The 20,293-nt window shown below is 71.3% G+C and carries 21 protein-coding genes; 13 read left to right on the plus strand and 8 right to left on the minus strand.

The window, feature by feature from the left end; translation table 11 throughout:
- Positions 1-90 precede the first annotated feature (90 nt).
- From EWH70_RS02230 to EWH70_RS02240, 3 genes are all read left to right on the plus strand, one after another.
- Entirely contained in the window at positions 91-1,803 is a 1,713-nt protein-coding gene (locus EWH70_RS02230) for a GAF domain-containing sensor histidine kinase (protein WP_130473703.1), read from the plus strand.
- A 112-nt stretch (positions 1,804-1,915) separates the two neighbouring features.
- Positions 1,916-4,558: a bifunctional acetate--CoA ligase family protein/GNAT family N-acetyltransferase gene (locus EWH70_RS02235; protein WP_130473481.1), complete on the plus strand. Its 2,643-nt coding sequence runs from the start codon at positions 1,916-1,918 to the stop codon at positions 4,556-4,558.
- 13 nt (positions 4,559-4,571) lie between these two features.
- Positions 4,572-5,684, plus strand: coding sequence for an acetate/propionate family kinase (locus EWH70_RS02240; protein ID WP_130473482.1), 1,113 nt, complete (start codon positions 4,572-4,574; stop codon positions 5,682-5,684).
- Positions 5,685-5,762: 78 nt separating this feature from the next.
- Here the strand turns inward: EWH70_RS02240 and EWH70_RS02245 are convergent, their stop codons facing one another.
- The 4 genes from EWH70_RS02245 to gap form a co-directional block, all read right to left on the minus strand.
- Entirely contained in the window at positions 5,763-6,329 is a 567-nt protein-coding gene (locus EWH70_RS02245) for a DoxX family membrane protein (RefSeq protein WP_130473483.1), read from the minus strand.
- 174 nt (positions 6,330-6,503) lie between these two features.
- The gene (locus EWH70_RS02250; protein ID WP_130473484.1) at positions 6,504-7,544 is read right to left on the minus strand and encodes a zinc-dependent alcohol dehydrogenase family protein; all 1,041 of its coding nucleotides are present in this window, start codon (positions 7,542-7,544) and stop codon (positions 6,504-6,506) included.
- Positions 7,541-8,023, minus strand: coding sequence for a universal stress protein (locus tag EWH70_RS02255; protein ID WP_130473485.1), 483 nt, complete (start codon positions 8,021-8,023; stop codon positions 7,541-7,543). Before EWH70_RS02255 ends, EWH70_RS02250 begins: the two co-directional genes overlap by 4 nt.
- 21 nt (positions 8,024-8,044) lie before the next feature.
- The gene (gene gap / locus EWH70_RS02260) at positions 8,045-9,052 is read right to left on the minus strand and encodes a type I glyceraldehyde-3-phosphate dehydrogenase (RefSeq protein WP_130473486.1); all 1,008 of its coding nucleotides are present in this window, start codon (positions 9,050-9,052) and stop codon (positions 8,045-8,047) included.
- A 207-nt stretch (positions 9,053-9,259) separates the two neighbouring features.
- On the opposite strand from gap, the gene EWH70_RS02265 reads away from it, so the two are divergent.
- Positions 9,260-10,264 carry a zinc-binding alcohol dehydrogenase family protein gene (locus tag EWH70_RS02265; protein ID WP_130473487.1) on the plus strand — a complete coding sequence of 335 codons (1,005 nt, stop codon included), beginning with the start codon at positions 9,260-9,262 and terminating at the stop codon, positions 10,262-10,264.
- Positions 10,265-10,291: 27 nt separating this feature from the next.
- On the opposite strand, the gene EWH70_RS02270 is transcribed toward EWH70_RS02265, so the two are convergent.
- Both EWH70_RS02270 and EWH70_RS02275 read right to left on the minus strand, forming a co-directional pair.
- On the minus strand, positions 10,292-11,050 hold the full coding sequence (locus EWH70_RS02270; protein ID WP_130473488.1) for a ribosome hibernation promotion factor: 759 nt from the start codon (positions 11,048-11,050) through the stop codon (positions 10,292-10,294).
- A gap of 38 nt (positions 11,051-11,088) precedes the next feature.
- Positions 11,089-11,355: a DUF1876 domain-containing protein gene (locus EWH70_RS02275; protein ID WP_130473489.1), complete on the minus strand. Its 267-nt coding sequence runs from the start codon at positions 11,353-11,355 to the stop codon at positions 11,089-11,091.
- Positions 11,356-11,527: 172 nt separating this feature from the next.
- Here EWH70_RS02275 and EWH70_RS02280 point away from each other — a divergent pair, with 172 nt between their 5' ends.
- From EWH70_RS02280 to EWH70_RS02300, 5 genes are all read left to right on the plus strand, one after another.
- Complete coding sequence (locus tag EWH70_RS02280) at positions 11,528-12,502, plus strand: L-lactate dehydrogenase (protein WP_130473490.1); 975 nt, start codon at positions 11,528-11,530, stop codon at positions 12,500-12,502.
- A 109-nt stretch (positions 12,503-12,611) separates the two neighbouring features.
- Positions 12,612-13,604, plus strand: coding sequence for an Acg family FMN-binding oxidoreductase (locus EWH70_RS02285; protein WP_130473491.1), 993 nt, complete (start codon positions 12,612-12,614; stop codon positions 13,602-13,604).
- Positions 13,605-13,631: 27 nt separating this feature from the next.
- A complete protein-coding gene (locus EWH70_RS02290; protein ID WP_130473492.1) occupies positions 13,632-14,084 on the plus strand; it encodes a CBS domain-containing protein in 453 nt (150 codons plus the stop codon).
- Positions 14,081-14,446 (plus strand): hypothetical protein, encoded by a 366-nt coding sequence (locus EWH70_RS02295; protein ID WP_130473493.1) that lies wholly within the window; start codon positions 14,081-14,083, stop codon positions 14,444-14,446. The genes EWH70_RS02290 and EWH70_RS02295 overlap by 4 nt, the downstream gene beginning before the upstream one ends.
- A 126-nt stretch (positions 14,447-14,572) precedes the next feature.
- On the plus strand, positions 14,573-14,806 hold the full coding sequence (locus EWH70_RS02300) for an SHOCT domain-containing protein (protein WP_130473494.1): 234 nt from the start codon (positions 14,573-14,575) through the stop codon (positions 14,804-14,806).
- A gap of 192 nt (positions 14,807-14,998) precedes the next feature.
- Here the strand turns inward: EWH70_RS02300 and EWH70_RS02305 are convergent, their stop codons facing one another.
- Together EWH70_RS02305 and EWH70_RS02310 are read right to left on the minus strand one after the other, a co-directional pair.
- Entirely contained in the window at positions 14,999-15,247 is a 249-nt protein-coding gene (locus tag EWH70_RS02305; RefSeq protein WP_130473495.1) for a hypothetical protein, read from the minus strand.
- A 278-nt stretch (positions 15,248-15,525) separates the two neighbouring features.
- A complete protein-coding gene (locus tag EWH70_RS02310; protein WP_130473496.1) occupies positions 15,526-16,974 on the minus strand; it encodes a bifunctional aminoglycoside phosphotransferase/ATP-binding protein in 1,449 nt (482 codons plus the stop codon).
- 212 nt (positions 16,975-17,186) lie between these two features.
- Between EWH70_RS02310 and EWH70_RS02315 the strand changes: the two genes are divergently transcribed.
- The 4 genes from EWH70_RS02315 to EWH70_RS02330 all read left to right on the plus strand — a co-directional run bounded on the left by EWH70_RS02315 (position 17,187) and on the right by EWH70_RS02330 (position 20,276).
- The gene (locus EWH70_RS02315) at positions 17,187-17,888 is read left to right on the plus strand and encodes a CBS domain-containing protein (RefSeq protein ID WP_130473497.1); all 702 of its coding nucleotides are present in this window, start codon (positions 17,187-17,189) and stop codon (positions 17,886-17,888) included.
- 23 nt (positions 17,889-17,911) lie between these two features.
- Entirely contained in the window at positions 17,912-18,328 is a 417-nt protein-coding gene (locus EWH70_RS02320; RefSeq protein WP_130473498.1) for an OsmC family protein, read from the plus strand.
- A gap of 357 nt (positions 18,329-18,685) precedes the next feature.
- On the plus strand, positions 18,686-19,660 hold the full coding sequence (locus EWH70_RS02325) for an Acg family FMN-binding oxidoreductase (protein ID WP_130473499.1): 975 nt from the start codon (positions 18,686-18,688) through the stop codon (positions 19,658-19,660).
- Positions 19,661-19,679: 19 nt separating this feature from the next.
- On the plus strand, positions 19,680-20,276 hold the full coding sequence (locus EWH70_RS02330) for an Rv1733c family protein (RefSeq protein ID WP_130473500.1): 597 nt from the start codon (positions 19,680-19,682) through the stop codon (positions 20,274-20,276).
- The last annotated feature ends 17 nt before the right edge of the window (positions 20,277-20,293 follow it).

Below are 20,293 nucleotides of genomic sequence, written 5' to 3' on the forward strand. Positions count from 1 at the left end.
CCTCTACTCTGTGTAGCGGTGTCGGGGACACCGAGGACGGGAGAGTGAGCTTTGACTGAGCAGCCGGCCGAGCGTGCCGACCAGCGCCGTATGGCCGGCACGCTGTCGCAGTTGCGGGTGCGAGAGGTCCTGCGCGACCTGCAGGAGCGCGTCGAGTTGCTCGTGGGGACCCGGGACAAGATGGACGGCCTGCTCGACGCCGTCATGGCTGTGTCGGCAGGGCTGGATCTGGACACCACGCTGCGTCAGATCGTCCAGGCCGCCATCGACCTGAGCGAGGCCACCTACGGCGCGCTGGGTGTGTTCGCCGACGACGGTTCGCTCGCGGAGTTCATCTACATCGGCATCGACGAGCACACCCGCGAACAGATCGGGCATCTGCCGCAGGGCCGCGGGCTGCTGGGCGTGGTGATCGACGAGGCCAAGCCGCTGCGACTGGAGGACATCTCCCGGCACCCCGCGTCGGTCGGCTTCCCCGCCAACCACCCGCCCATGCATTCCTTCCTCGGGGTCCCGGTCCGCGTCCGCGACGAGATCTTCGGCAACCTCTACCTCACCGAGAAGAAGAACGGCGAGCAGTTCAACGACGATGACGAGGTGGTGCTGCAGGCGCTCGCGGGCGCTGCCGGCGTCGCCATCGAGAACGCGCACCTGTACGAGCAGGCCACCACCCGGCAGCGCTGGCTGGCGGCCACCGGCGAGGTGACCACCGAACTGCTGGCCGGGGCCGACCCGGCCGACGCGCTGGCTGTCATCGTCAGCCGGGCGGCCGAGCTCACCGGCTCCGACGTCACGCTTCTCGCTCTGCCGCACGGGGGGACCCTGGACGCCTACGACGAGGAGTGGGACACGGACGAGGCCGACGAGCTGACCGTGACGGTGTGTTCGGGTGAACGCTCCGCGGACCTGAAGGGGGTGCGGGTCGCGACGGGGTCGTCCCTCCTCGGCGAGGTCTACCGGAGAGGCACGCCACGCGGCGTCAGTGATCTGGCGCTGCCGCATGCCAATGGTGAGTACCGCTTCGGGCCGACCCTGGTGGTCCCGCTGCAGGCCAGGGACCGCACGTCGGGCGTACTGCTGGTCGCGCGCGAACCGGGTGGCGGATCGTTCGACTCGGAGCAGCTGCGCATGGTGGCCTCGTTCGCCAATCAGGCGGCGCTGGCACTGCAACTGGCCACCCAGCAGCGCACCGCCCGCGAACTGGACGTCCTCGCCGACCGGGACCGGATCGCCAGGGACCTGCACGACCACGTCATCCAGCGGTTGTTCGCCGTCGGGCTCGCCCTGCAGAGCACCCACCGTCGTGCCAAGTCCCCGGAGGTCCAGCGCCGGCTCGGGGACAGCATCGACCAGTTGCACGAGATCGTCGGCGAGATCCGCACCGCGATCTTCGACCTGCACGGGGGAGGCGCCCCCGAAGGAGGGCCACGGCTGCGCGCCCGGTTGCACGACGCCGTCGCCGAGCTGACCGACGAGGCCGCCGTCGAACCGACGGTGAGCATGAGCGGCCGGGTGGACGCGGTCCCGACCCAGCTGGGCGACCACGCCGAAGCCGTCGTACGGGAGGCGGTCAGCAACGCGGTGCGCCACAGCGGAGGCGGCAACGTCTGGGTGAGCGTGACCGCTGCGGACGGCGTGCTGCGGATCGCGGTGACCGACGACGGTTCCGGCATCGCCGCCCAGGTCGTCGAGAGCGGCCTCGGCAATCTCAGGCAACGGGCCCGGCAGGCTGGCGGCGATTTCTCGGTCGGCGCCCGCGACGGCGGGGGCGCCCGGCTGGAATGGTCCGCACCACTGTCCTGACCCCTCGGTGGTGACCTAGGTCCCCGTACCCCGGGAACTCCGGCCGCGTCGTGTTCGGCCCGCACTCCGGTTTGCTGGTCGGTGCCCGACCCCTACCCCCGGGAGCCCGGAGATGATCAACGATCCCGCTGCGCGGGTCCTGCTCGCCGATGGCGAGATCGCCACGGCGCGGCCGCTGGGCCCTGCCGACGCCGACGCCGTTCGTACGCTGCACGAGCGCCTGAACGAGCGCGACCGGTACTTCCGGTTCTTCGGTTCGGCCCCCCGCGGGCTCGACGCGCTCGCCCGCCGCATCGCCACCGGGCCGGACGACCGGCGCGCGGCGGTCGGCTGCTTCCTGCACGACGAACTGATCGGCGTGGCGCACTTCGAGCGCTTCCCGGAGTCCGACGACGCCGAGATCGCGATGGTGGTCGCCGCGGGGGCGCGGCACCGGGGAGTGGCCACGCTGCTGGTGGAGCACCTGGTGTCGCTGGCCAGGCAGGCCGGTGTCCGGCGGTTCGTGGCCGAGACGCTCGCCGAGAACGACGCCGTGACCAGCGTCCTCACCCAGCTCGGCCTGCCGTGGCAGGGCCGTATCGGCGGCCCGGAGCGGGAGTTCACGGTGTCGCTCGACGAGACAGACGGCTACCTCGCCGCCGTGGCCGGCCGGGAGGCGGGCGCCGACGTGGCGAGCCTGCGGCACCTGTTCCAGCCCGCGTCGGTCGTGGTGGTGGGTGCGGGCCGGGCGCCGACGTCGGTGGGTCACGCCGTGCTGGCCAACCTTGTCGACTCGGGATTCTCCGGCGTTCTGCGTGCGGTCAACCCGCACGCCGACAGTGTCCTCGGCGTGCCCTGCTTCCCGTCGGTCGGAGCCCTCGACCGGGACGTCGAACTGGCGGTCCTGTGCCTGCGAGCCGACCAGTGCGCCGACGCACTCGACGAGTGCGGGCGGCGTGGCGTGCGTGCCGCCGTCGTCGTGTCCGCCGGGCTCACCGGCAGGCCGGCTGGACGGCGGCTGGTCGAGGTGGCACGCCGGCACGGCATCCGGCTGGTCGGTCCCAACTGCCTGGGGGTCGCCGTCACCGCACCCGGTGACGGGATGAACGCGACCTTTCTCCGGGGCGCGGTACCCGCCGGCCGGATCGGGGTGGTCACGCAGTCGGGCGGGGTCGGGATCGCGCTGGCCGAGGCGCTGCGGGAACTCGGCCTCGGCATGTCGACGCTGGTGTCCACAGGGGACAAGTACGACGTGAGCGGCAACGACCTGCTGCTGTGGTGGGCCGCCGACACCGAGACCGACATCGCCGTGCTGTATCTGGAGTCGTTCGGCAACCCGCGTAAGTTCAGCCGGTTCGCCCGTTCCCTGGCCCGGACCAAGCCGGTGGTGGCGGTGCGTTCGGGAGCCAGTGCCGCCGCGGCCGCGGCGGCCCAGTCGCACACCGCGGCCGCCGCGACCCCTGCCGTCACCAGGGACGCGCTCTACCGGCAGGCCGGCGTCATCGCCGTCGACAGTGTCGCCGGCCTCGTCGCGGTGGTGGCGGCACTGTCCTGGCAGCCGGTTCCCGCCGGCACCCGGGTCGCCGTCGTGAGCAATGCCGGGGGAGCCGGCGTGCTCGCGGCCGACGCCGCTGACCGGCTCGGTCTCACGGTGGCCACGCTGTCCGACGCCACCGCTGAGCGTCTCGCCGGCCTTCTGCCACCAGGCGCCACCACGGTCAACCCGGTCGACACCACGGCGGCTGTCCCGGCGACGGCGTTCGGCGAGGCGTTGCGTGCGGTCGCGGGCGACGATGGTGTGGACGCCGTGATCGCGGTGACCGTGCCGACGGCGGTCGGCGATCCCGGCGAAGCACTGCCGGAAGCGATTCGACGATCGGCCGCACCGGTGCTGGCTGTGCGCCCGGGGCAGCTGGCCAGGGTGGCGCCCCTCGGCGACCCGGACGGCGAGATCGTCGCCCCGTGCTACGACGACCCGGAGTCGGCCGCGGCGGTGCTCGCCGCGCTCGGGCCGTACGGCGAGTGGCTGGGCGAATCCGCCGTCGCCGCGCCGCGACCGCTGGACATCGAGTCGCGGGCGGTGCGGACACTGCTCTCCCGGGCCGGCGAAGGCTGGCTGTCGCCGCCCGAACTGGTCGAGTTCGCCGGTCACGCCGGCCTGCCACTGGTCGGGACCCGGTACGTGAGGGACGACGAGGCGGCTGTGGCCGAGTTCGGCCGCCTCGGTGGCGGGCCGGTGGTCCTCAAGGCCGATGCGGCGGGTGTGCTGCACAAGAATGCCGCGGGCGGCGTGCTGACCGGCCTCGCGGATGCCGCGGCGTTACGGGAGGGCATGCGGACGCTGCGCGCCAGGTTCGGCCGGTCCCTGCGCGGTGTTGTGCTGCAACGCCAGGCGCGGTCCGGGCGCGAGCTGCTGATCGGTGTGCGGTCCGACCCTGAGTTCGGGCCACTGCTCGTGTTCGGGCTCGGTGGCGTCGACACCGACCTCATCGCCGACCACGTCGCGCGCCTGGCCCCGCTGACCGAGCGCGACGCCGACCGGATGCTGGACGGGCTGCGGTGTTCAGCGGCGCTGTGGGCCTGTCCGCGGCAGCGTGCCGCTGTCCGGGACCTGCTGCTGCGGGTCAGCTCGCTGGCCGAGTGGTTCCCGGAGCTGGCCGAACTGGACCTCAACCCGATACGCGTCGACGGCGACCGCTGCCAGGTGCTCGACATCCGTGCCCGGGTGGGCCGGGCGACGGCCCATGATCCGGTGCTACGCAGGCTGCGCCTGTGACAAGGGAGTGACCGTGAGAATTCTGACGCTGAACCCGGGTTCGTCCAGCTTGAAGGCCGCGCTGGTCGACGACGGCAGGGCGGTCGGCTGGCAGGCGTGGACCGTGGACGACCTGTCCGGGCACACCCGGGCGGTGGCCGAGGCGCTGAGCCGGTGGCCGGCCGTCGACGCGGTCGCGCTCCGGTTCGTGCACGGCGGTTCCCGGACGGGCCCTGCCCCGGTCGATGACGCGCTGCTGACCGCGCTCGAACGACTGGCGCCACTCGCACCGCTGCATCAACCGGTGTCGCTGAGTATCGCCGGGGCGGTGCGTGCGACCCGGCCGGACCTCCCACTGGTGGCGAGTTTTGACACCGCGTTCCACAGTGGACTGCCCGAGGCCGCGGCTCGCTATCCGCTGCCGCGGTCGTGGACCCGGCAGAACCGCCTGCGCCGCTACGGTTTCCATGGCCTTTCTTGCCAGTACGCGGTCCGCCGCACGGCGGAGCTGCTCGACCGGCCGGTGCGGCGACTGCGTGTGGTGGTGTGCCACGTCGGAGCCGGCGTCTCGGTCACCGCGGTCCGGTCAGGCCAGAGCGCGGACACCAGTATGGGATTCACCGCACTGGAGGGGGCGGTGATGGCGACCCGGTCCGGCTCGGTGGACCCGGGCCTGCTGCTGCACCTGTTGCGCACCGAACCGATGACCCCGGACGAGCTGGCCGACACCCTGTGGCACCGCTCCGGGCTCGCCGGCATGAGTGGCACCAGCGGTGATCTGCGTGCGGTGCTGGCGGCGGCCCGCGGCGGTGACGACGACGCGCGGACGGCGTTGGACGTGTACCTGCACCGGCTGCGCAGGGAGATCGGCGCGGTGGCGATGAGCCTCGACCATCTGGACGCGGTGGTGTTCACCGGTGGCGTCGCACAGCACCAGCCCGAAGTGATCGCCACGGTGGTGGACGGGCTCGGTGCGCTCGGGCTCCACCCATCGGTGGCAGGGCCCGCGCTGGGCGACCGGCTGATCAGCCCGCCCGGCGCGGCGGTGCCGGTGCTGATCGTGATCCCGCGAGAAGACCTCGAACTGGCCCGCGAGGCTGAACTCCTCTGTGGACAGATGCCAGGCGCATGTGGCCGGGTGTCGTGAAGGCCACCTTCACCACGTCAGACGTGGTGAAGGTGGCCTTCACGCGCTCTGGAGAACTAGGCCGCACGACGCGCGGCCTCACACCAGCCAGCGCTGCTGTCGTACCAGGGGAAGGCCGGCCCACAGGCGTCCGAGCCCCCACGTGTTGCCCGCGTGGACGGCCGCCAGCGCGATCAGTACGAGGGCGTAGATGACGTGGTACTCGATCAGCGGATTGGTGGACATCGTGGGCTCGCCACCGTTGGTCACGCGGTCCAGCGGCCATTCGGCAACCCACATCAGCAGCATCATGATGGTGCCGGTGACGGCGGCCAGGCGCAGACCGATGCCCAGGGTGACGGCGACGCCGATGCCCAGCAGCCCGGCCATGAACAGCCAGTCGGCCCAGGCGGCGCCCGCCCACGAGCGCAGGGTCTCCGCGAACGGCCCGACGTCGACCCGGCTGAGGAATCCCCGGGTGGGCGAGCCGCCGTTGATCCAGGCGTTCTGCGAGCTCGTGGCGTAACCGAGCCCGAACGCCTTGTCGGCGAACGCCCACAGGAACAGCAGGCCGGTGGCGATCCGCAGCACGGCTGTCGCGGGCCCGGCGAAAGCGGACTGCTTCGAGTCCGGACGAACTTCGGCTGACGTGTCCTGTGTGGACATTTTTCCTCCTTCTTTCGGGTATGCCAAGTGTGTCGCCGGCAGCGTGGCGGGAGCAGGGGCCGAAGGTCACCGGCGACGGTGACAGAGGGCAGCCCCGCCGGGTGACCCGGACGCGGGAAGGCCACCTTCATCCCGCGGGACGGGATGAAGGTGGCCTTCTCGCGCTTGGGGCGATCAGGTACGGAACAACGCGACCTTCAGGGCGTCGCTCTCCTGGGGACGGGCGAACACGTCGTAGGCCTCGTCCATCTCGTCGAGCGCGAACCTGTGGGTGACGAGCCCGGAGGTGTCCAGGCGCCCCGCCGCCAGCATCCGCAGCAACAGTGGGGTGCTCGAGGTGTCCACCAGCCCGGTGGTGATCGTGATGTTGCGGATCCACAGGTCTTCCAGGTGCAGCGTCGCCGGCTGTCCGTGGACACCGACGTTGGCCACGTGTCCGCCGGGGCGCACCAGCCGGGTGCACAGCTCGAAGGTCTCCGGGATCCCGACCGCCTCGATGGCGACGTCGGCGCCGAGGCCACCGGTCAGCTCGGCCACCGCGACCTCGGGGTCCTCGTCGGGCCGGAGCAGGACGTCGGCACCGAACTCCTTGGCGGCCGAGAGCCGGGCGGGCTCCCTGTCGATCACCACCACGGTGGTCGGGCTGAACAGCCTGGAGGTCGTGATGGCCGCCAGGCCGATCGGCCCCGCACCGACGATGACGACCGTGTCCCCGGGCTGGACCCGCCCGTTGCGCGCACCGACCTCGTAGGAGGTCGGCATGATGTCGGCCAGCGACAGCGCCGCCTCGTCGGTGACCTGCTCCGGCAGCGGATGCGTGGAGGTGTCGGCGAACGGGATCCTGGCCAGCTCGGCCTGGACGCCGTCGATCCGGTGGCCGAGAACCCAGCCCCCGCCGCCACGACACTGACCGTAGGTCGCGGTGCGGCAGTACGAGCAACGACCGCAGGAGCTGATGCAGGAGATCAGCACCCGGTCACCCGGCCTGCGGCCGGTCACCGCCGAGCCGGTCGCCACGACGGTGCCCACGGCCTCGTGGCCGAGAATCCGGCCGCGTTCGACAGTCGGAACGTCACCCTTGAGGATGTGCAGATCGGTCCCGCAGATGGTGACCGCGTCGATCCGGACGATCGCGTCCGTGTCGTCGACGAGGCCGGGGTCAGGATGGTCGGTCCACGCGCGGCGCCCGGGACCGTCGTACACCAGTGCCTTCACGATACGTCCTCTCCTCGCTGTGCCGGTTGTCCGGCGAGTTCGGCGGGGATCACCACGACGGGGCAGGGGCTGTGGCGCACGCAGTCGGCCGCGACACTGCCCAGCAGCACCTCCGCCAGCCTGCTCTGCCCGTGGCTGCCGACGACCAGCAGGTCACCGCCGCGGACCGCCTTCACCAGCTCGGTGGCGGCATCGCCCTCGATGACGGTCTCGACGACCACGACGTCACCGAGGCGTTCCTGCTCGACCAACCCGTGCAGGTACCGCCGCAGCTCGTTCTCGCCGGAGACCGGCACCCGCCCGTGCGGCTGGAACGTGAACGACGTTCCCGGCAACAGGTAGTCACCGGTGTGCACGGTGATCGCGTTCACCTTCCCTCCGTGTATCGCCGCCTCGGCTGTCGCCCACCGCAACGCCGAGCGGCTGGCGGCGGACCCGTCGACCCCGACGACGATTCGCCGGGCCATGTCTTCCTCCATCGTGTTCTCCTTCTCGGTCCTTCACAGCTGCCGGGCGATCAGCTCGACCAGGTCGAGCGTGCGCTGGGCATAGCCCCATTCGTTGTCGTACCAACCGAACACCTTCACCAGGTGGTCCTCGGCGGTGGTGAGACTCGCGTCGAAGACGCAGGACGCCGGATCACCGATGACGTCGCGGGAGACAAGGGGAGCTTCGGTGTAGCGGAGGATCCCCTTGAGACTTCCTTCAGCGGCCTCGGCGAACACCTCGTTGACCTGGTGGGCCGTCACCCGGGTGCCGAGCTGGACGGTGAGGTCGGTCAGCGAACCGTCCTCGACCGGGACCCGCACCGCGACCCCGTCGAGCTTGCCGGCCAGGGCGGGGATGACCTCGCCGATGGCCCGGGCGGCGCCGGTGCTGGTCGGGATCATGTTGACCGCCGCCGATCGCGCCCGGCGCAGATCCTTGTGTGGGCCGTCCAAAAGGGACTGGTCGTTGGTGTAGCTGTGGATCGTGGTCATCAGGCCGTGGCGGACGCCGAACGCCTGGTGCAGGACGTTCACCATCGGAGCCACGCAGTTGGTGGTGCAGGACGCGTTCGACACCACGTGGTGGGTCGCCGGGTCGTAACCGGAGTCGTTGACGCCGAGCACGATGGTCGCGTCGACGTTCTTGCCGGGGGCGGAGACGATGACCTTCCGCGCGCCCGCGTCGAGGTGCGCCGCCGCGGCGTCCCTGCTGCGAAACCGTCCGGTGGCCTCGATCACCACGTCGGCGCCGAGCGCTCGCCACGGGAGGCCGGCCGGATCGGGCGAGTTGATCACCTCCACCCGCTGGCCGCCGACGTTGATCGTGCTGTTCCTCACGTCGACGGGCACGGTCAGCCGGCCGTAGGTCGAGTCGTACTCCAGCAGGTGCGCGAGGGTGGCGGCCGGGGCGATGTCGTTGACGCCCACGACCTCGATGCGCCGTTCGGGCTGGGCCAGCACCCCCCGGAGGAGGTCCCTGCCGATCCTGCCGAATCCGTTGATACCGATCTTCGTCGTCATCGCCGCTCCTGGTTCACTGGCCTGGGAATCCGATGCTCGTCGCGCCGCGGCGACGGTTGCCAGAGCAGGAGTTCCCGGCACGGTGGGACCAAGGACCGCTGTTGCCGTGGCACCGAGCGAATGGTGTCGAACGGCCCTACCGCCGCAGGGTGATGCCGGTGACGGTGGGGCGGTGCGGTCACCGACCGCGTGGAGAGGAGCACGGGGATGCTTGCGTGGCGCGTCGACAAGCCCGGGCCGGTGGCCACCGGCCCGCTGGTGCCGCACGACGATCCGGTGCCGGAGCCCGGCGATGGTGAGGTGCTGGTACGTGTGCTCGCCAGTGGGGTGTGCCGCACCGATCTGCATGTCGCCGAGGGCGATCTCGCGGTGCGCCGTCGCGGGGTCGTTCCCGGGCACGAGGTGGTGGGCCAGGTGGTCGCGGTCGGGGACGGCGATCCGGCGGGGTTCGGACCGGGTGACCGCGTGGGAATCGCCTGGCTGCGAGGGACCTGTGGAGAGTGCCACTACTGCGCGCGGGGGACGGAGAACCTCTGCCCCCGGTCGCGCTACACCGGCTGGGACGCCGACGGCGGGTACTCGGAGTACGCGGTGGTGCCGGCGGCGTACGCGCATCCGCTGCCGTCCGGGTACGCCGACCGTGAGCTGGCGCCACTGCTGTGTGCCGGGGTGATCGGCTACCGCGCCCTGATGCGGGCTGAGTTGCCGCGCGGCGGCCGGCTCGGCATCTACGGTTTCGGGGCGAGCGCGCACCTGGCGGCGCAGGTCGCGCTCGCCCGTGGCGCCACCGTCCACGTGATGACGCGGAGTACGGCGGCCAGGCGGCTCGCGCTGGAGTTGGGTGCCTGCTCGGCCGGGGCGGCCGCGGATCCCCCGCCGGAGCCACTGGACTCGGCGATCCTGTTCGCGCCCGCCGGCGAGCTGGTACCACCCGCGCTCGCCGCGCTCGACCGGGGCGGCACGTTGTCGATCGCGGGAATCCACCTCAGCGACATCCCGCCGCTGAACTACCAGGCACACCTGTTCCAGGAGCGCCAGGTCCGCAGCGTGACGGCGAACACCCGGTCCGATGCCAGGGAGTTCCTCGCCTTCGCCGGCGAGCACCACATCGAGGTGCACACCACCGAATACCCATTGGAGCAGGCCGACCGGGCGCTGACGGACCTGGCCGCGGATCGGGTCGACGGCGCGGCCGTGCTGGTTCCGCGTTGACAGCGGCGCCCGGTCGGGCCGGATCGGTCACACCGCCGGGGTGATGAGACCGTAGTGGCCGTCGTAGCGGTGATAGAGCGCGCTTGCCCGGCCCAGGTCGGCATCGAGGAAGAACTGGAACGGCAGCCCGGTGAGGTTCAGCCGGTCGACCGCCTCCCCGGTGCTGAGCGTCGGGGCAGGCTGCGGGCTGATCGTCACCGGCAGGTGGTGTGACGCTAGCCGTTCCGCGGGCGTCGCGGCCGCCTGGGCGAGCCGCAGTCCGGTCGGGCCGGATCGGTAGACGACGCTGTCGTGCCCGGAACCGGATTCGGTGAACAAGTGGAAGCCGTGGTCGAGCAGCAGCATCTCCTCGACGGCGTCGTCGACGGTGGCTGTGGCGAGGGTGTAGGACTTCCGCCGCACGATCCGGCGCTCCTCGACCGGCCGGGGATCGCGATGTGGCCGGTCCTGTGGCTGCTCACCGGACCGCCGCCGGAACCGGCCGAGCTGCTCCAGCTGCCTGTGCAGCCGTGCTTCGAGGCGGTCGACGGCCTCCCTGGGCTCGGCCGCGGCGACCTCCGCACGCACGATCCTGCCGTTGACGTCGAGACTTCCCCGCGCCACCACGGGAAGTGGTGAGGCGTGGCTCGCGAGGGTCAGCCGCACGCGGACGTCGAGCACCGGGCGATGAGTGAACCGGGTGAGCTTGCCGATCTTCCGGCGCGCGTATCCGGCCAGATCCGACGGTAACCCGTCTTGAACGGAGGTCCGGATCACCGGCGCGGGGGAAACGGTGTGCTGGGCCATCAGGCACCTTTCGTTGAGCAGGCCGGCGGGGTGCCGGCCTAGTGGGCGAGCCGCACTTGTTCGTGGGTGACACCGCCGATGTCCTCGGCGGCCACGTCCAGCAGCTGGTGGGCGAGATCGGCCAGTGCCCGCGAGACCGCCAGTTCGTCCCCGATCTCGGGTACGTTCGCGTCCCGCGGATTCAGCCTGGCCAGCCCGGTGCCGGTCAGCCCTGCCGCGTCCGGGTTACGCAACCTGGCCTCCGCCCGGGTGCGCTGCTCGTGCTCGTCGATGAAGATCTCGACCGTCCATCGCTTCTGCCGCATGGCGATTCTCCTGTCCCGCGAGCCGGATCGGCCGGCCGCCGTGGGTTCAGCCTCCGCGTGCGGCGGACGGGTGACGAGAGAGCAAGGTCCCGGGAATGAGGACCAACGTCCCGGCGACGGCACCCCGGGTTCCGGACACGATGGACACGTCACCGAGCACAGGGGAAGCCACATGGGCCAGCTGTTCAGCACACACTCGTCGTCACGCGGCGCGAAGATCGCCGTCGTCGGCGCGGGCGCCGTCGGAGCGACCATCGCCTACGCATGCCAGATTCACGGTGTGGCCCACACGATCGCGCTGTACGACACGAATGCCGCGAAGGTCCGTGCGCAGGTGCTCGACCTGCGGCACGGCAGCATGTTCGCGCCACCGATGACGATCGTGGGGGGAACCGACATCGCGGTGTGCGCAGATGCCGACGTCGTGGTGATCGCAGCCGGCGCCAAGCAGAAGCCCGGCCAGTCCCGGATGGCCCTGGCCGAGGCCAACGTCGCACTCTGCCGTGCGGTGGTGCCGCGGCTGCTCCGGGTGGCGCCCGACGCGATCCTGCTACCGGTGACCAATCCGGTGGATGTGGTCACCCAGGCCATCCTGACCCTCACCGGGCTTCCGGCCCACCGGGTCGTGGGTTCGGGGACCGTGCTCGACTCGTCCCGGCTGCGGATGCTGATCTCCGAACGTGCCGGTGTCGGCGCGCCGAGCGTGCGCGCCTACATCGCGGGCGAGCACGGTGACAGCGCCGTGGCGCTGTGGTCGGGCGCCAGCATCGGATCGGTCCCGGTGACCGGCTGGACCACCGACGGCGTACCGGTGTTCACACCCGAGGTTCGCGCCGGCATCGCCGATTCGGTGACGAACGCGGCGTACGAGGTCATCAAGGGCAAGGGCGCCACCAACTACGCCGTGGGCCTCGCGGTGGCCTACATCATCGGCGCCATCGTCGGCGACCAGCGGCTCATTCTTCCGGTGAGCACTCTGGTGCCGGACTTCCACGGCATCTCCGGGGTGTGCATGTCCCTGCCCCGGCTGGTCGACCGTGCCGGGGCGGGTGCCCCGGTGGCGGTGCCGCTGGCCGACGAGGAGCTCGCGCAGCTGCGGCTCTCCGCCGACCGGATCCGTGCGGCCTGCGGTGAACTCGGCCTCTGATCAGCGGACGTAGGCCCTGCGGGCCGGAGCACTTCGGCCCTGCCTCCGCGGTGGTGCGGCGGCGGAACATCGCAGCACAGGTAACCGGACTCGGCACGGAGGAACCCCGATGGATCACGGACTTCCCGACGACTACACCGTTCGGGTAGCGCTCGCGCTGGCCGTGCGCGCGCCCTCGGTACACAACTCGCAGCCGTGGCGGTGGCGGGTGGGCGCTCGCTCCATACATCTCTACGTCGATCCGGACCTCCGGCTGCGGGAAACCGACCCGGACGGCCACGACCTGATGCTCAGCTGTGGTGCGGCGCTGCACCACCTGCGGGTCGCGTTCGCGGCGCTTGGCTGGAGCACCACGGTCCGGCGGTTGCCCAACGCCGCCGAGCCGGGCCATCTGGCATCGGTGGAACTGCACCGGCACGAACCGACCCACGACGAGATCGCTCTCGCCGCCGCCATCCCGCGGCGGCGTACCGATCGTCGCCGGTACAGCTCCTGGCCCGTACCACGGGGCAGGCTGGCCGAGCTCACCGAGCGGGTCGCGGCCGAAGGCGCCGCGCTCACCGCCGTCGTCGAGCCGCGGGCACGTCACGACCTGATCGACGCGATCGGCGATGCCGCCCGCGTGCACGCCGCCGACGCCGCGTACCAGGTGGAGCTGGTCGCGTGGAGCGGGCGGCATGCTTCGACCGATGGTGTGCCGGCGGCGAACGCGCCGGCCGCGGACCCGCTGGGGGAGGTGACCATGCGCCGGTTCTCGGATCCTCGGCTGCGGCAACCGTCCGGTTCCGCCGATGAGCCCGACGAGTCGGTGCTGCTGGTGATCGCCACGGCCTCGGACGACCGGCTCTCCCGGTTGCGCGCGGGCGAGGCGACCAGTGCCGCGCTGCTCACCGCCACCGAACTGGGTCTGGCCGCGTGCCCGCTCACCGAGCCGCTGAACCTGCGGGATACCCGGGCGAGGGTGGCCGAGCGGGTCCTCGGCGGCGGCAGCTGTCCCCAGATGGTGCTGAAGATCGGCTGGGCCGGTGTGAACGCGGACCCGTTGCCGGCGACCCCCCGGCGTCCCCTCGACGAGGTCGTGCACGGGCTGACGGCGATATGACAAGCAACCCCGAGCACAGGAGCGACCATGCGGGTACGTGACATCATGACCAGTCCGGCGATCGCGCTCACCCCCGGCGCCTCCGTCGAGGAGGCGGTCGACGTCCTGCTGTCGCAGGGATTCACCACGCTGCCGGTCGTCGACACCGAGGCCGGGCTGCTCGGCGTCGTCACCGAAGCCGAACTCGGTTTCGCCCGGCTGGCACCGCGTTCCCGGCGAACCGGCGGACCCGAGGACGGCGCGCTGATCCAGCACACGGCGAGGCCGGTGAAGGACATCATGGTGACCGCCGCGCCAGGGATCGATGCGGACGCCGATCTGGGCGAACTCGTGCGGCGACTGATGGACCGGCGCCAGCGATGCCTGCCGGTTCTCCAGGGCGATCGTGTGGTCGGCATGGTGAGCTGGCGCGACGTGCTCGGCGCGCTCGTCGACGAATCCGCCGTGGTCCGCGGGCGGGCGCACACTGGAAATCGATGAGCGATGTCAGTGTCCTTGCCCCAGCCCCCCACGTTCCGGTCCGCAGACGCCTCCCGGCGCTGCTTGTCGCGGTCATTCTCCTGGCGGCGACGACCACGTCGGTCAACCTCGTGCTGCCCGGCTGGGCCTACCCGCTGTCCGGAGTGTTCGTGGTCGCCGCCCTCGTCGCGCTCGCTCGCCGGACCGGGGTGGGGTGGGCGGCGCTCGGACTGTCCCGGCGGCATCTACGGCGAGCCACCACGGTCGGTCTTGCCGGCCTCGGTCTGGTCACCCTCGGATTCGTTGTCGCGCTGCCCGCGCCGGGTCCTGTTCCACCTGGCCACGAACTCCCGGCGGCCCCCGTCGTCGCTGGTTGGTGCTGACAACCCGCTGACCCCCGCGCCTCGGCCGCACCAAAGTCCCGCAGCCGAGTGCCTTTCGCTCCTGACCGTGTGACCGGCGGAAGCGGAGATTCGTTGTAGGACAGGAAACGAATCGAGGAGGTTGTCATGCCACACTGGTTCTACGACGGCGGCGGGTGGCTCGGCGGGCTGTTCATGCTCATCTCAATGGTGTTGTTGTGGGGCGGCTTGATCACGGTTCTGGTCGTCGTGTTCCGCCGGTACGGTCCCGCACGGCATTCTCAGGGCAACGCGTTGCGACTGCTCGACGAGCGTTACGCGCGCGGGGACATCGACCAGGAGGAGTACGAGCGCCGGCGTTCGACGCTGGCACGCTCCTAGGTCTGCGCATGAGCCCCACCAGGTCCGGAGTGCGTCATTCGCGTTCCTGGGCGCGAGATGCGGGCCGGGCGCGGTCGCGCGACCGGCCCGTTCGCCCACGCGAGGCCGGTGGCTCGCAGTCCACATCATGAGTTCTGCGTTCAAGACCGCGAGTTCTGCGTTCGGGCACGCGAGTTCTGCGCTCAGGACCATCTACCTGGCGCCCGCCGCTGTCCGGACCAGGTCGGTGAGCTCGGCGGCGGTGAGTGTGCGGTGGGCCTTCCGTCTGGCGGGCGGAGCGGGCGGGCGCCTCGGTGCGTGCCCCTCGGCGGCCGACAGATCCAGCATGGCGAGCAGTTCCCGCAGGTCCGCGGCGTCGTGGGCGTGACGGGCCACGGTGCGCACCGCGCGGTGCCGTTGTCGTGGGCTCAGCTCGTTCGGTGTGGTCGGTTCCTCGTTCACGACCACCACGCTAGGGAGCCGGCCGGAGGGCAGGCCGCGGCCACAGGACCCGGAGTACCGGGACTTGAGTCCCATGGTCGCCGACCACGCCGTTGGTTGATGGTTAACCTGCCCCCGGTGGGGCATAGTTGGGCTTGTGACTTTCGGATTCGCGTCCGGCCGGGGCTCCGGGGAGCCGCCCCTGCGGGAGGACCGGTGGGTCGCCTGCGTGAGCTGCTGCAGTCCCGTGACTAGATGGCTGACCTGGGCCGCACCGATGGCCTGACCGTTACCGCCTTTCAGTCCACATAGGCCAGTGCCTGGGTGACGGAGTCGGCGGGCCGTCCGGCGGTCAGCACGGTATGCGCACCGGGCCACGGGTCGAGGTGCTCGGCCATCCGTGCGGCGACGTCGGGGGTGGCGTCGGACGGCCCGGGTTCCCGGGTGCGCAGCCGGACGTCGGCGGTGGTCCGCGGCGCCCAGCACTGCAACGGCACGAATCCGCTGTTGGTGCGCACCGCGGTGGCCGCCGCGGCATGCCGGTGGCCTGCGTCGTTCCAGGAGGCGTCCAGCACGACCGTCTCCCCGAGGGACAGGAGGCGCTCGGCTCGCCGGAGCAGTTCGGTGTAGGTGCGGGTCGTGTGTTCGTCGTCGTAGAGTCCCTGCCCGTACGGTGCCGCGGCCGAATCGTCCGGTGTGAGACCGGCCAGTTCCTTGCGTACCCGGTCGGAGCTGATCACAGTGGCGCCGAGGCGATCCGCGAGAGCACCGGCGAGCGTCGTCTTCCCGGTGGCTGGCAGCCCGCCCACCAGGACCAGCCGGACGTCGGCGCGCTTCAGATGCTCGAGCGCGATCGCGGCGTACTCGCGCGCCAGCGGTGCGGTGTCGGCGCCACCCTGCTCGGATCGCAGGCAGGCCACCTTCGCCCGCACGAACGCGCGGTAGGCGATGTAGTGGTGCCGCAGCGCCGCGGGCGCCGGATCACCGGTGAACTCGGCATACCGGTCGAGCAGCAGCCGCCCGAGGTCGGGCGCACCCAGCCGTTCCAGGTCCATCGCCAGGAAGGCCACGTCGTCGAGACCGTCGAGGTGGCGGAGCCGGTCGTCGAACTCCAGGCAGTCCAGTACCCGGGGTCCGTCGTCGAGGCAGAAGATGTCGTCGGCCAGCAGGTCGCCATGGCCGTCGACGATCCGGCCCGCTTCCACCCGCGCGTCGAACAGGGCGGCGCGGCCGTCGAGGAAGGCCAGGACCAGCCGCTCGATCTCGGCGGCCTGGGCGGTGTCCAGTACCGCTCCGTGGAACCGGCGGACCTGGTCGAAGCTGGCCAGCCAGCGGTCGCGCAGTGCTGTGACGGTGCCGTCGGCGTCGATCTCGGTGCCGCGGGCGGCCTTGCCGTGGAAGACGGCGAGCAGTCGGGCGAGCCGGTGAACGTGTTCGGTCACCTGCTCGCCTCCGCGCACGAGTGTGGACAGGCGGCGGTCGGCGGGCATGCGCCGCATGACCACCAGATGATCGCAGACGGTTCCGTCCGGCCCGGTCACGTCGGCGACGCCGAGGTAGACGTCGGGAGCGAGCCGGCGATTGAGTTCGACCTCGCGGTGGCAGGCGCTTTCCCGTTCCTGGCGGGTGGTGAAGTCGAGAAAGCCCGCGTCGACCGGTTTCTTGAGTTTGTAGGCGTGGTTTCCGGCGAAGTAGACCGCACCGATGTGCGTCTCCTGGGCGGTGGCCCAGTGCTCGGTCAGCGACATGTGTCCCAGATTCGCCGCGGCTGGCGGGCCAGGCCAGGGACGGAAGTCACCGGCGGGCGAGCATCGCGGCCTTTTCGATCGTCCGCAGGGTGCGCACCTGCACTCGTTCGTCCGTGATTTCTGGTGACCAACGTCGGTCATCGGGCGGTCCTGTGACCCTCGCCGGGCCGGGCACCCGCTTCCTAGCCTCCGGAAAAGGACAGGAGGCCATCATGTGGAAGCCACGAGTACGTGACGTGATGACCGAGGAGGTCGTCACGGTGCGGGCGACGACCTCGTTCAAGGCGGTGGTGCAACTGCTCGCCACCCACGGGATCGGTTCCGTGCCGGTCGTCGGCGACGACCGGCGGGTGATCGGCGTGGTGTCGGAGGCCGACCTGCTGCCCAAACAGGCACGGTCCCGTGCCGGGAGACTGTGGCGCAGGTTCTCGGCACGGGCCGCGAAGGCCGGGGGACGGGTGGCCGGGGACATCATGAGTTCTCCCGTGGTGACCATCGGCGCCGGGGCCGGGGTGGGCGAGGCCGCCAGGACGATGGTGGAGCACGGGGTGAAACACCTTCCCGTCGTCGACGAAGACGGCGTGCTGACCGGCATCGTCAGCCGAGCCGATCTGGTGAATGTCTTCGTCCGCACCGACGCCGAACTGCGTGCCGAGATCGTGGCCGAGGTCCTGATCAGGGCGCTGTGCCTGCCCGTGACGCCCGCCGACGCCGGCGTCGAGGTGGCTGACGGCGTCGTGACGCTCACCGGCCAGGTCGAGACGAGGAGCCTCGTCCCTATCGCGGAATCGCTCACCCGGCGTGTCGCCGGTGTGGTCGACGTGGTCAACGAACTGACCTACCAGCGCGACGACAACCGTCCCGGACCGGCCGGCCCGGGCGACCACGGTGTGCTCTACGGCCTGTGGCACTGAGTACGGCGAACGGAGGAACGGACATGTCCACGGTAAGCGTCACTCACCTCGCCGACCAGAAGTTCCGCGTGGAGACCCGGGACCACGTCGTCCTGGTGGACCAGCCCGCGGACGACGGGACGGAGGTCGGGCCGACACCGCTGGAGCTGCTGGTGATGGCACTGGCCTCGTGCGCAGCGCACTACGGGGTGGCACAGCTCAGAGCGGACGGCCTTCCGGCCGACGGGCTGATGGTGCAGGCCCGGTGGACGACCAGACCCGACCCCGTGCGAGTCGGTCGGGTCAGCCTCAGGATCGTCCTGCCCGCGCCGCTCGAACCGGCACAGCAGCAGCGTCTGCTGGCGGCGATCGACCACTGCGCGGTGCACAACACCCTGCGCTGCCCGCCACAGGTGGAGATCGAGGTCGCGGAGCCGAGCATGCTCGCCATCGGGCGGTGAACCGGTCAAGGAAGGCGCGCCGACGATGACCTCGATCCCTCACCCGCACGGCCCTGGGCCCGTGTCCGACGGGCGGTCCGGAGCCGACGCTGGGGTCCGTTCACCGACCGGTGGGCACGACGTCGACGACGGAGCCGGGACACAGACTCTCGACCGCCCACGCCGACCGCTGTCCAAGGCCCCTGGGGCGGAGCGCCTTCCACCCCGCCGTGGCTGGGAACGCGTGCGATGAGGTGCCGCCGGCCGTAGGTCCATGAGGCCCAAAGTCCTTCGGTGACGTGACCGCGGCCTGCATCGACGGTGTCTGGTCCGGACAGACCATGAGAAGGCAACGAACGCCGACTCATGGAGTCCGAGATGACCCGACCCCTGCCGACACCCGTCGATCAGGCGCTGGCCGCCGCGGTCCGCGCTCCGTCGCCGCACAACACCCAGCCGTGGTGTTTCCGGGTCGGGCCGGACCGGGTCGAGCTGCGACTGGACCGCGACAGGGTGCTGCGCGTCGCCGACCCGGACGGTCGTGAGGCCAGGCTGTCCTGTGGGGCGGCCCTGCTGAACCTGACGATCACGCTCGCGGCCAATGGGATCCACGCGAGAATCAGGCTGGTGCCTGCCGCGGGCGATCCGGATCTGCTCGCCGTGGTCGAGCTGGCCGGCAACCACCACGCCTCACCTGAGGAACGGGAACTGGCGGAAGCGGTATACCGGCGGCACACCAACCGCCGGCCCTACCTCGACCGGCCTGTACCGGAAGCATCGCGGGCGAGGCTGAGCCGCGCGGCCCAGACCGCGGGAGGCCGGCTGGACTTCCTGGACCAGCCCTCGCGCTACGAGGCCGTCGCGTCGCTGGTCCGGCAGGCGGAGATGGTCCACGGCACCGACAGCCGCTATGCCGCCGAAGCCGCTCGGTGGACCGGCCGCGACGTCGCCAGCCCGGACGGTGTGCCGACGGTGTCGGCGGCACCGCCGGCGCTGGAGGACCAGTTCGTCCCGCAACGCGGATCGCACGCCAATCCGGACCTGCCGGCGCGGGCCTACGAACGGCAGCCGTTACTGGCCGCCGTGCTGACCGGTGGCGAAGGGCCGCGAGCGGACCTGAGGGGCGGCATGGTGATGCAGCGCGTGCTGCTGACCGCCACCGCGCTCGGTCTGGCGTCGTCGTTCGTCTCGCAGCCGTTCGAGACCCCGGACACCCGGACCGAACTGGACCGGATCTTCGGTGACGCCGGCACGGTGCACACCCTGTTGCGTCTCGGCTACGGCTACCCGGTGCGGATGACCTCACGCCGTCCGGCGGCCGACGTCGCCCGCCCCATTCCCGAACTTCCCTGACCGAAACCCGGAGGACGACATGAGAACCCTGCGTGCCTGGAGGCGGCAGCTGTGGCAGACCGCCCGAGGACGTGACAAGACCGCCGCCAGAGGATCCGACCGGCTGGAAGCCGTTGTCGTCCTGGCCGCCGTCCTGGTGGCATTCGCGGCGCTGCCGTTCACGGCAGCACTGGGGTCGGAGGTCTACGCGAGTCAGAGCGCCCGGTCCGACTGGGAGAGCCGGACCCGCCACCCGGCCACCGCGACGTTGCTGACCGACGGTCAGCCGGAAGACGGCCAGGCCGACGGCGTCGTCGCCGACCGGCATCCCACCGAGGCCGTCTGGCTCATGCCCAACGGGGCCGAGCGCACCGGCAAGGTGCCGGCCGAGGAAGGCACCAAGGCCGGGGAGCGCGTCCCCATCTGGCTCGACGGTGACGGAAACCCCGTCGCGCCACCACTGAGCCGCGCCGGGGCGGCGATCAACGCGGTGTCCGCGAGCCTCGGGGTCTGGGTAGCCGTGTGTCTCCTGCTGTTCGGTGCCTGCGCCCTGCTGCACCTGCTGCTCGACCGGTACCGCTACGACCAGTGGGATCGGGCATGGCGACGCGAGCAGCAGCGGTGGACGCGGTCCTAGGAGAGGGGAGTCCGATC

This window comes from Amycolatopsis suaedae, from assembly GCF_004214935.1.
In the GTDB taxonomy this organism is placed as follows: domain Bacteria; phylum Actinomycetota; class Actinomycetes; order Mycobacteriales; family Pseudonocardiaceae; genus Amycolatopsis; species Amycolatopsis suaedae.

Coding starts and splice junctions, on each gene's coding strand:
- EWH70_RS02230 (WP_130473703.1), top strand. CDS start 91: ATGGCCGGCACGCTGTCGCAGTTGCGGGTGCGAGAGGTCCTGCGCGAC.
- EWH70_RS02235 (WP_130473481.1), top strand. CDS start 1,916: ATGATCAACGATCCCGCTGCGCGGGTCCTGCTCGCCGATGGCGAGATC.
- EWH70_RS02245 (WP_130473483.1), bottom strand. CDS start 6,329: ATGTCCACACAGGACACGTCAGCCGAAGTTCGTCCGGACTCGAAGCAG.
- EWH70_RS02255 (WP_130473485.1), bottom strand. CDS start 8,023: ATGGAGGAAGACATGGCCCGGCGAATCGTCGTCGGGGTCGACGGGTCC.
- gap (WP_130473486.1), bottom strand. CDS start 9,052: ATGACGACGAAGATCGGTATCAACGGATTCGGCAGGATCGGCAGGGAC.
- EWH70_RS02265 (WP_130473487.1), top strand. CDS start 9,260: ATGCTTGCGTGGCGCGTCGACAAGCCCGGGCCGGTGGCCACCGGCCCG.
- EWH70_RS02270 (WP_130473488.1), bottom strand. CDS start 11,050: ATGGCCCAGCACACCGTTTCCCCCGCGCCGGTGATCCGGACCTCCGTT.
- EWH70_RS02275 (WP_130473489.1), bottom strand. CDS start 11,355: ATGCGGCAGAAGCGATGGACGGTCGAGATCTTCATCGACGAGCACGAG.
- EWH70_RS02280 (WP_130473490.1), top strand. CDS start 11,528: ATGGGCCAGCTGTTCAGCACACACTCGTCGTCACGCGGCGCGAAGATC.
- EWH70_RS02285 (WP_130473491.1), top strand. CDS start 12,612: ATGGATCACGGACTTCCCGACGACTACACCGTTCGGGTAGCGCTCGCG.
- EWH70_RS02290 (WP_130473492.1), top strand. CDS start 13,632: ATGCGGGTACGTGACATCATGACCAGTCCGGCGATCGCGCTCACCCCC.
- EWH70_RS02295 (WP_130473493.1), top strand. CDS start 14,081: ATGAGCGATGTCAGTGTCCTTGCCCCAGCCCCCCACGTTCCGGTCCGC.
- EWH70_RS02300 (WP_130473494.1), top strand. CDS start 14,573: ATGCCACACTGGTTCTACGACGGCGGCGGGTGGCTCGGCGGGCTGTTC.
- EWH70_RS02310 (WP_130473496.1), bottom strand. CDS start 16,974: ATGTCGCTGACCGAGCACTGGGCCACCGCCCAGGAGACGCACATCGGT.
- EWH70_RS02315 (WP_130473497.1), top strand. CDS start 17,187: ATGTGGAAGCCACGAGTACGTGACGTGATGACCGAGGAGGTCGTCACG.
- EWH70_RS02320 (WP_130473498.1), top strand. CDS start 17,912: ATGTCCACGGTAAGCGTCACTCACCTCGCCGACCAGAAGTTCCGCGTG.
- EWH70_RS02325 (WP_130473499.1), top strand. CDS start 18,686: ATGACCCGACCCCTGCCGACACCCGTCGATCAGGCGCTGGCCGCCGCG.
- EWH70_RS02330 (WP_130473500.1), top strand. CDS start 19,680: ATGAGAACCCTGCGTGCCTGGAGGCGGCAGCTGTGGCAGACCGCCCGA.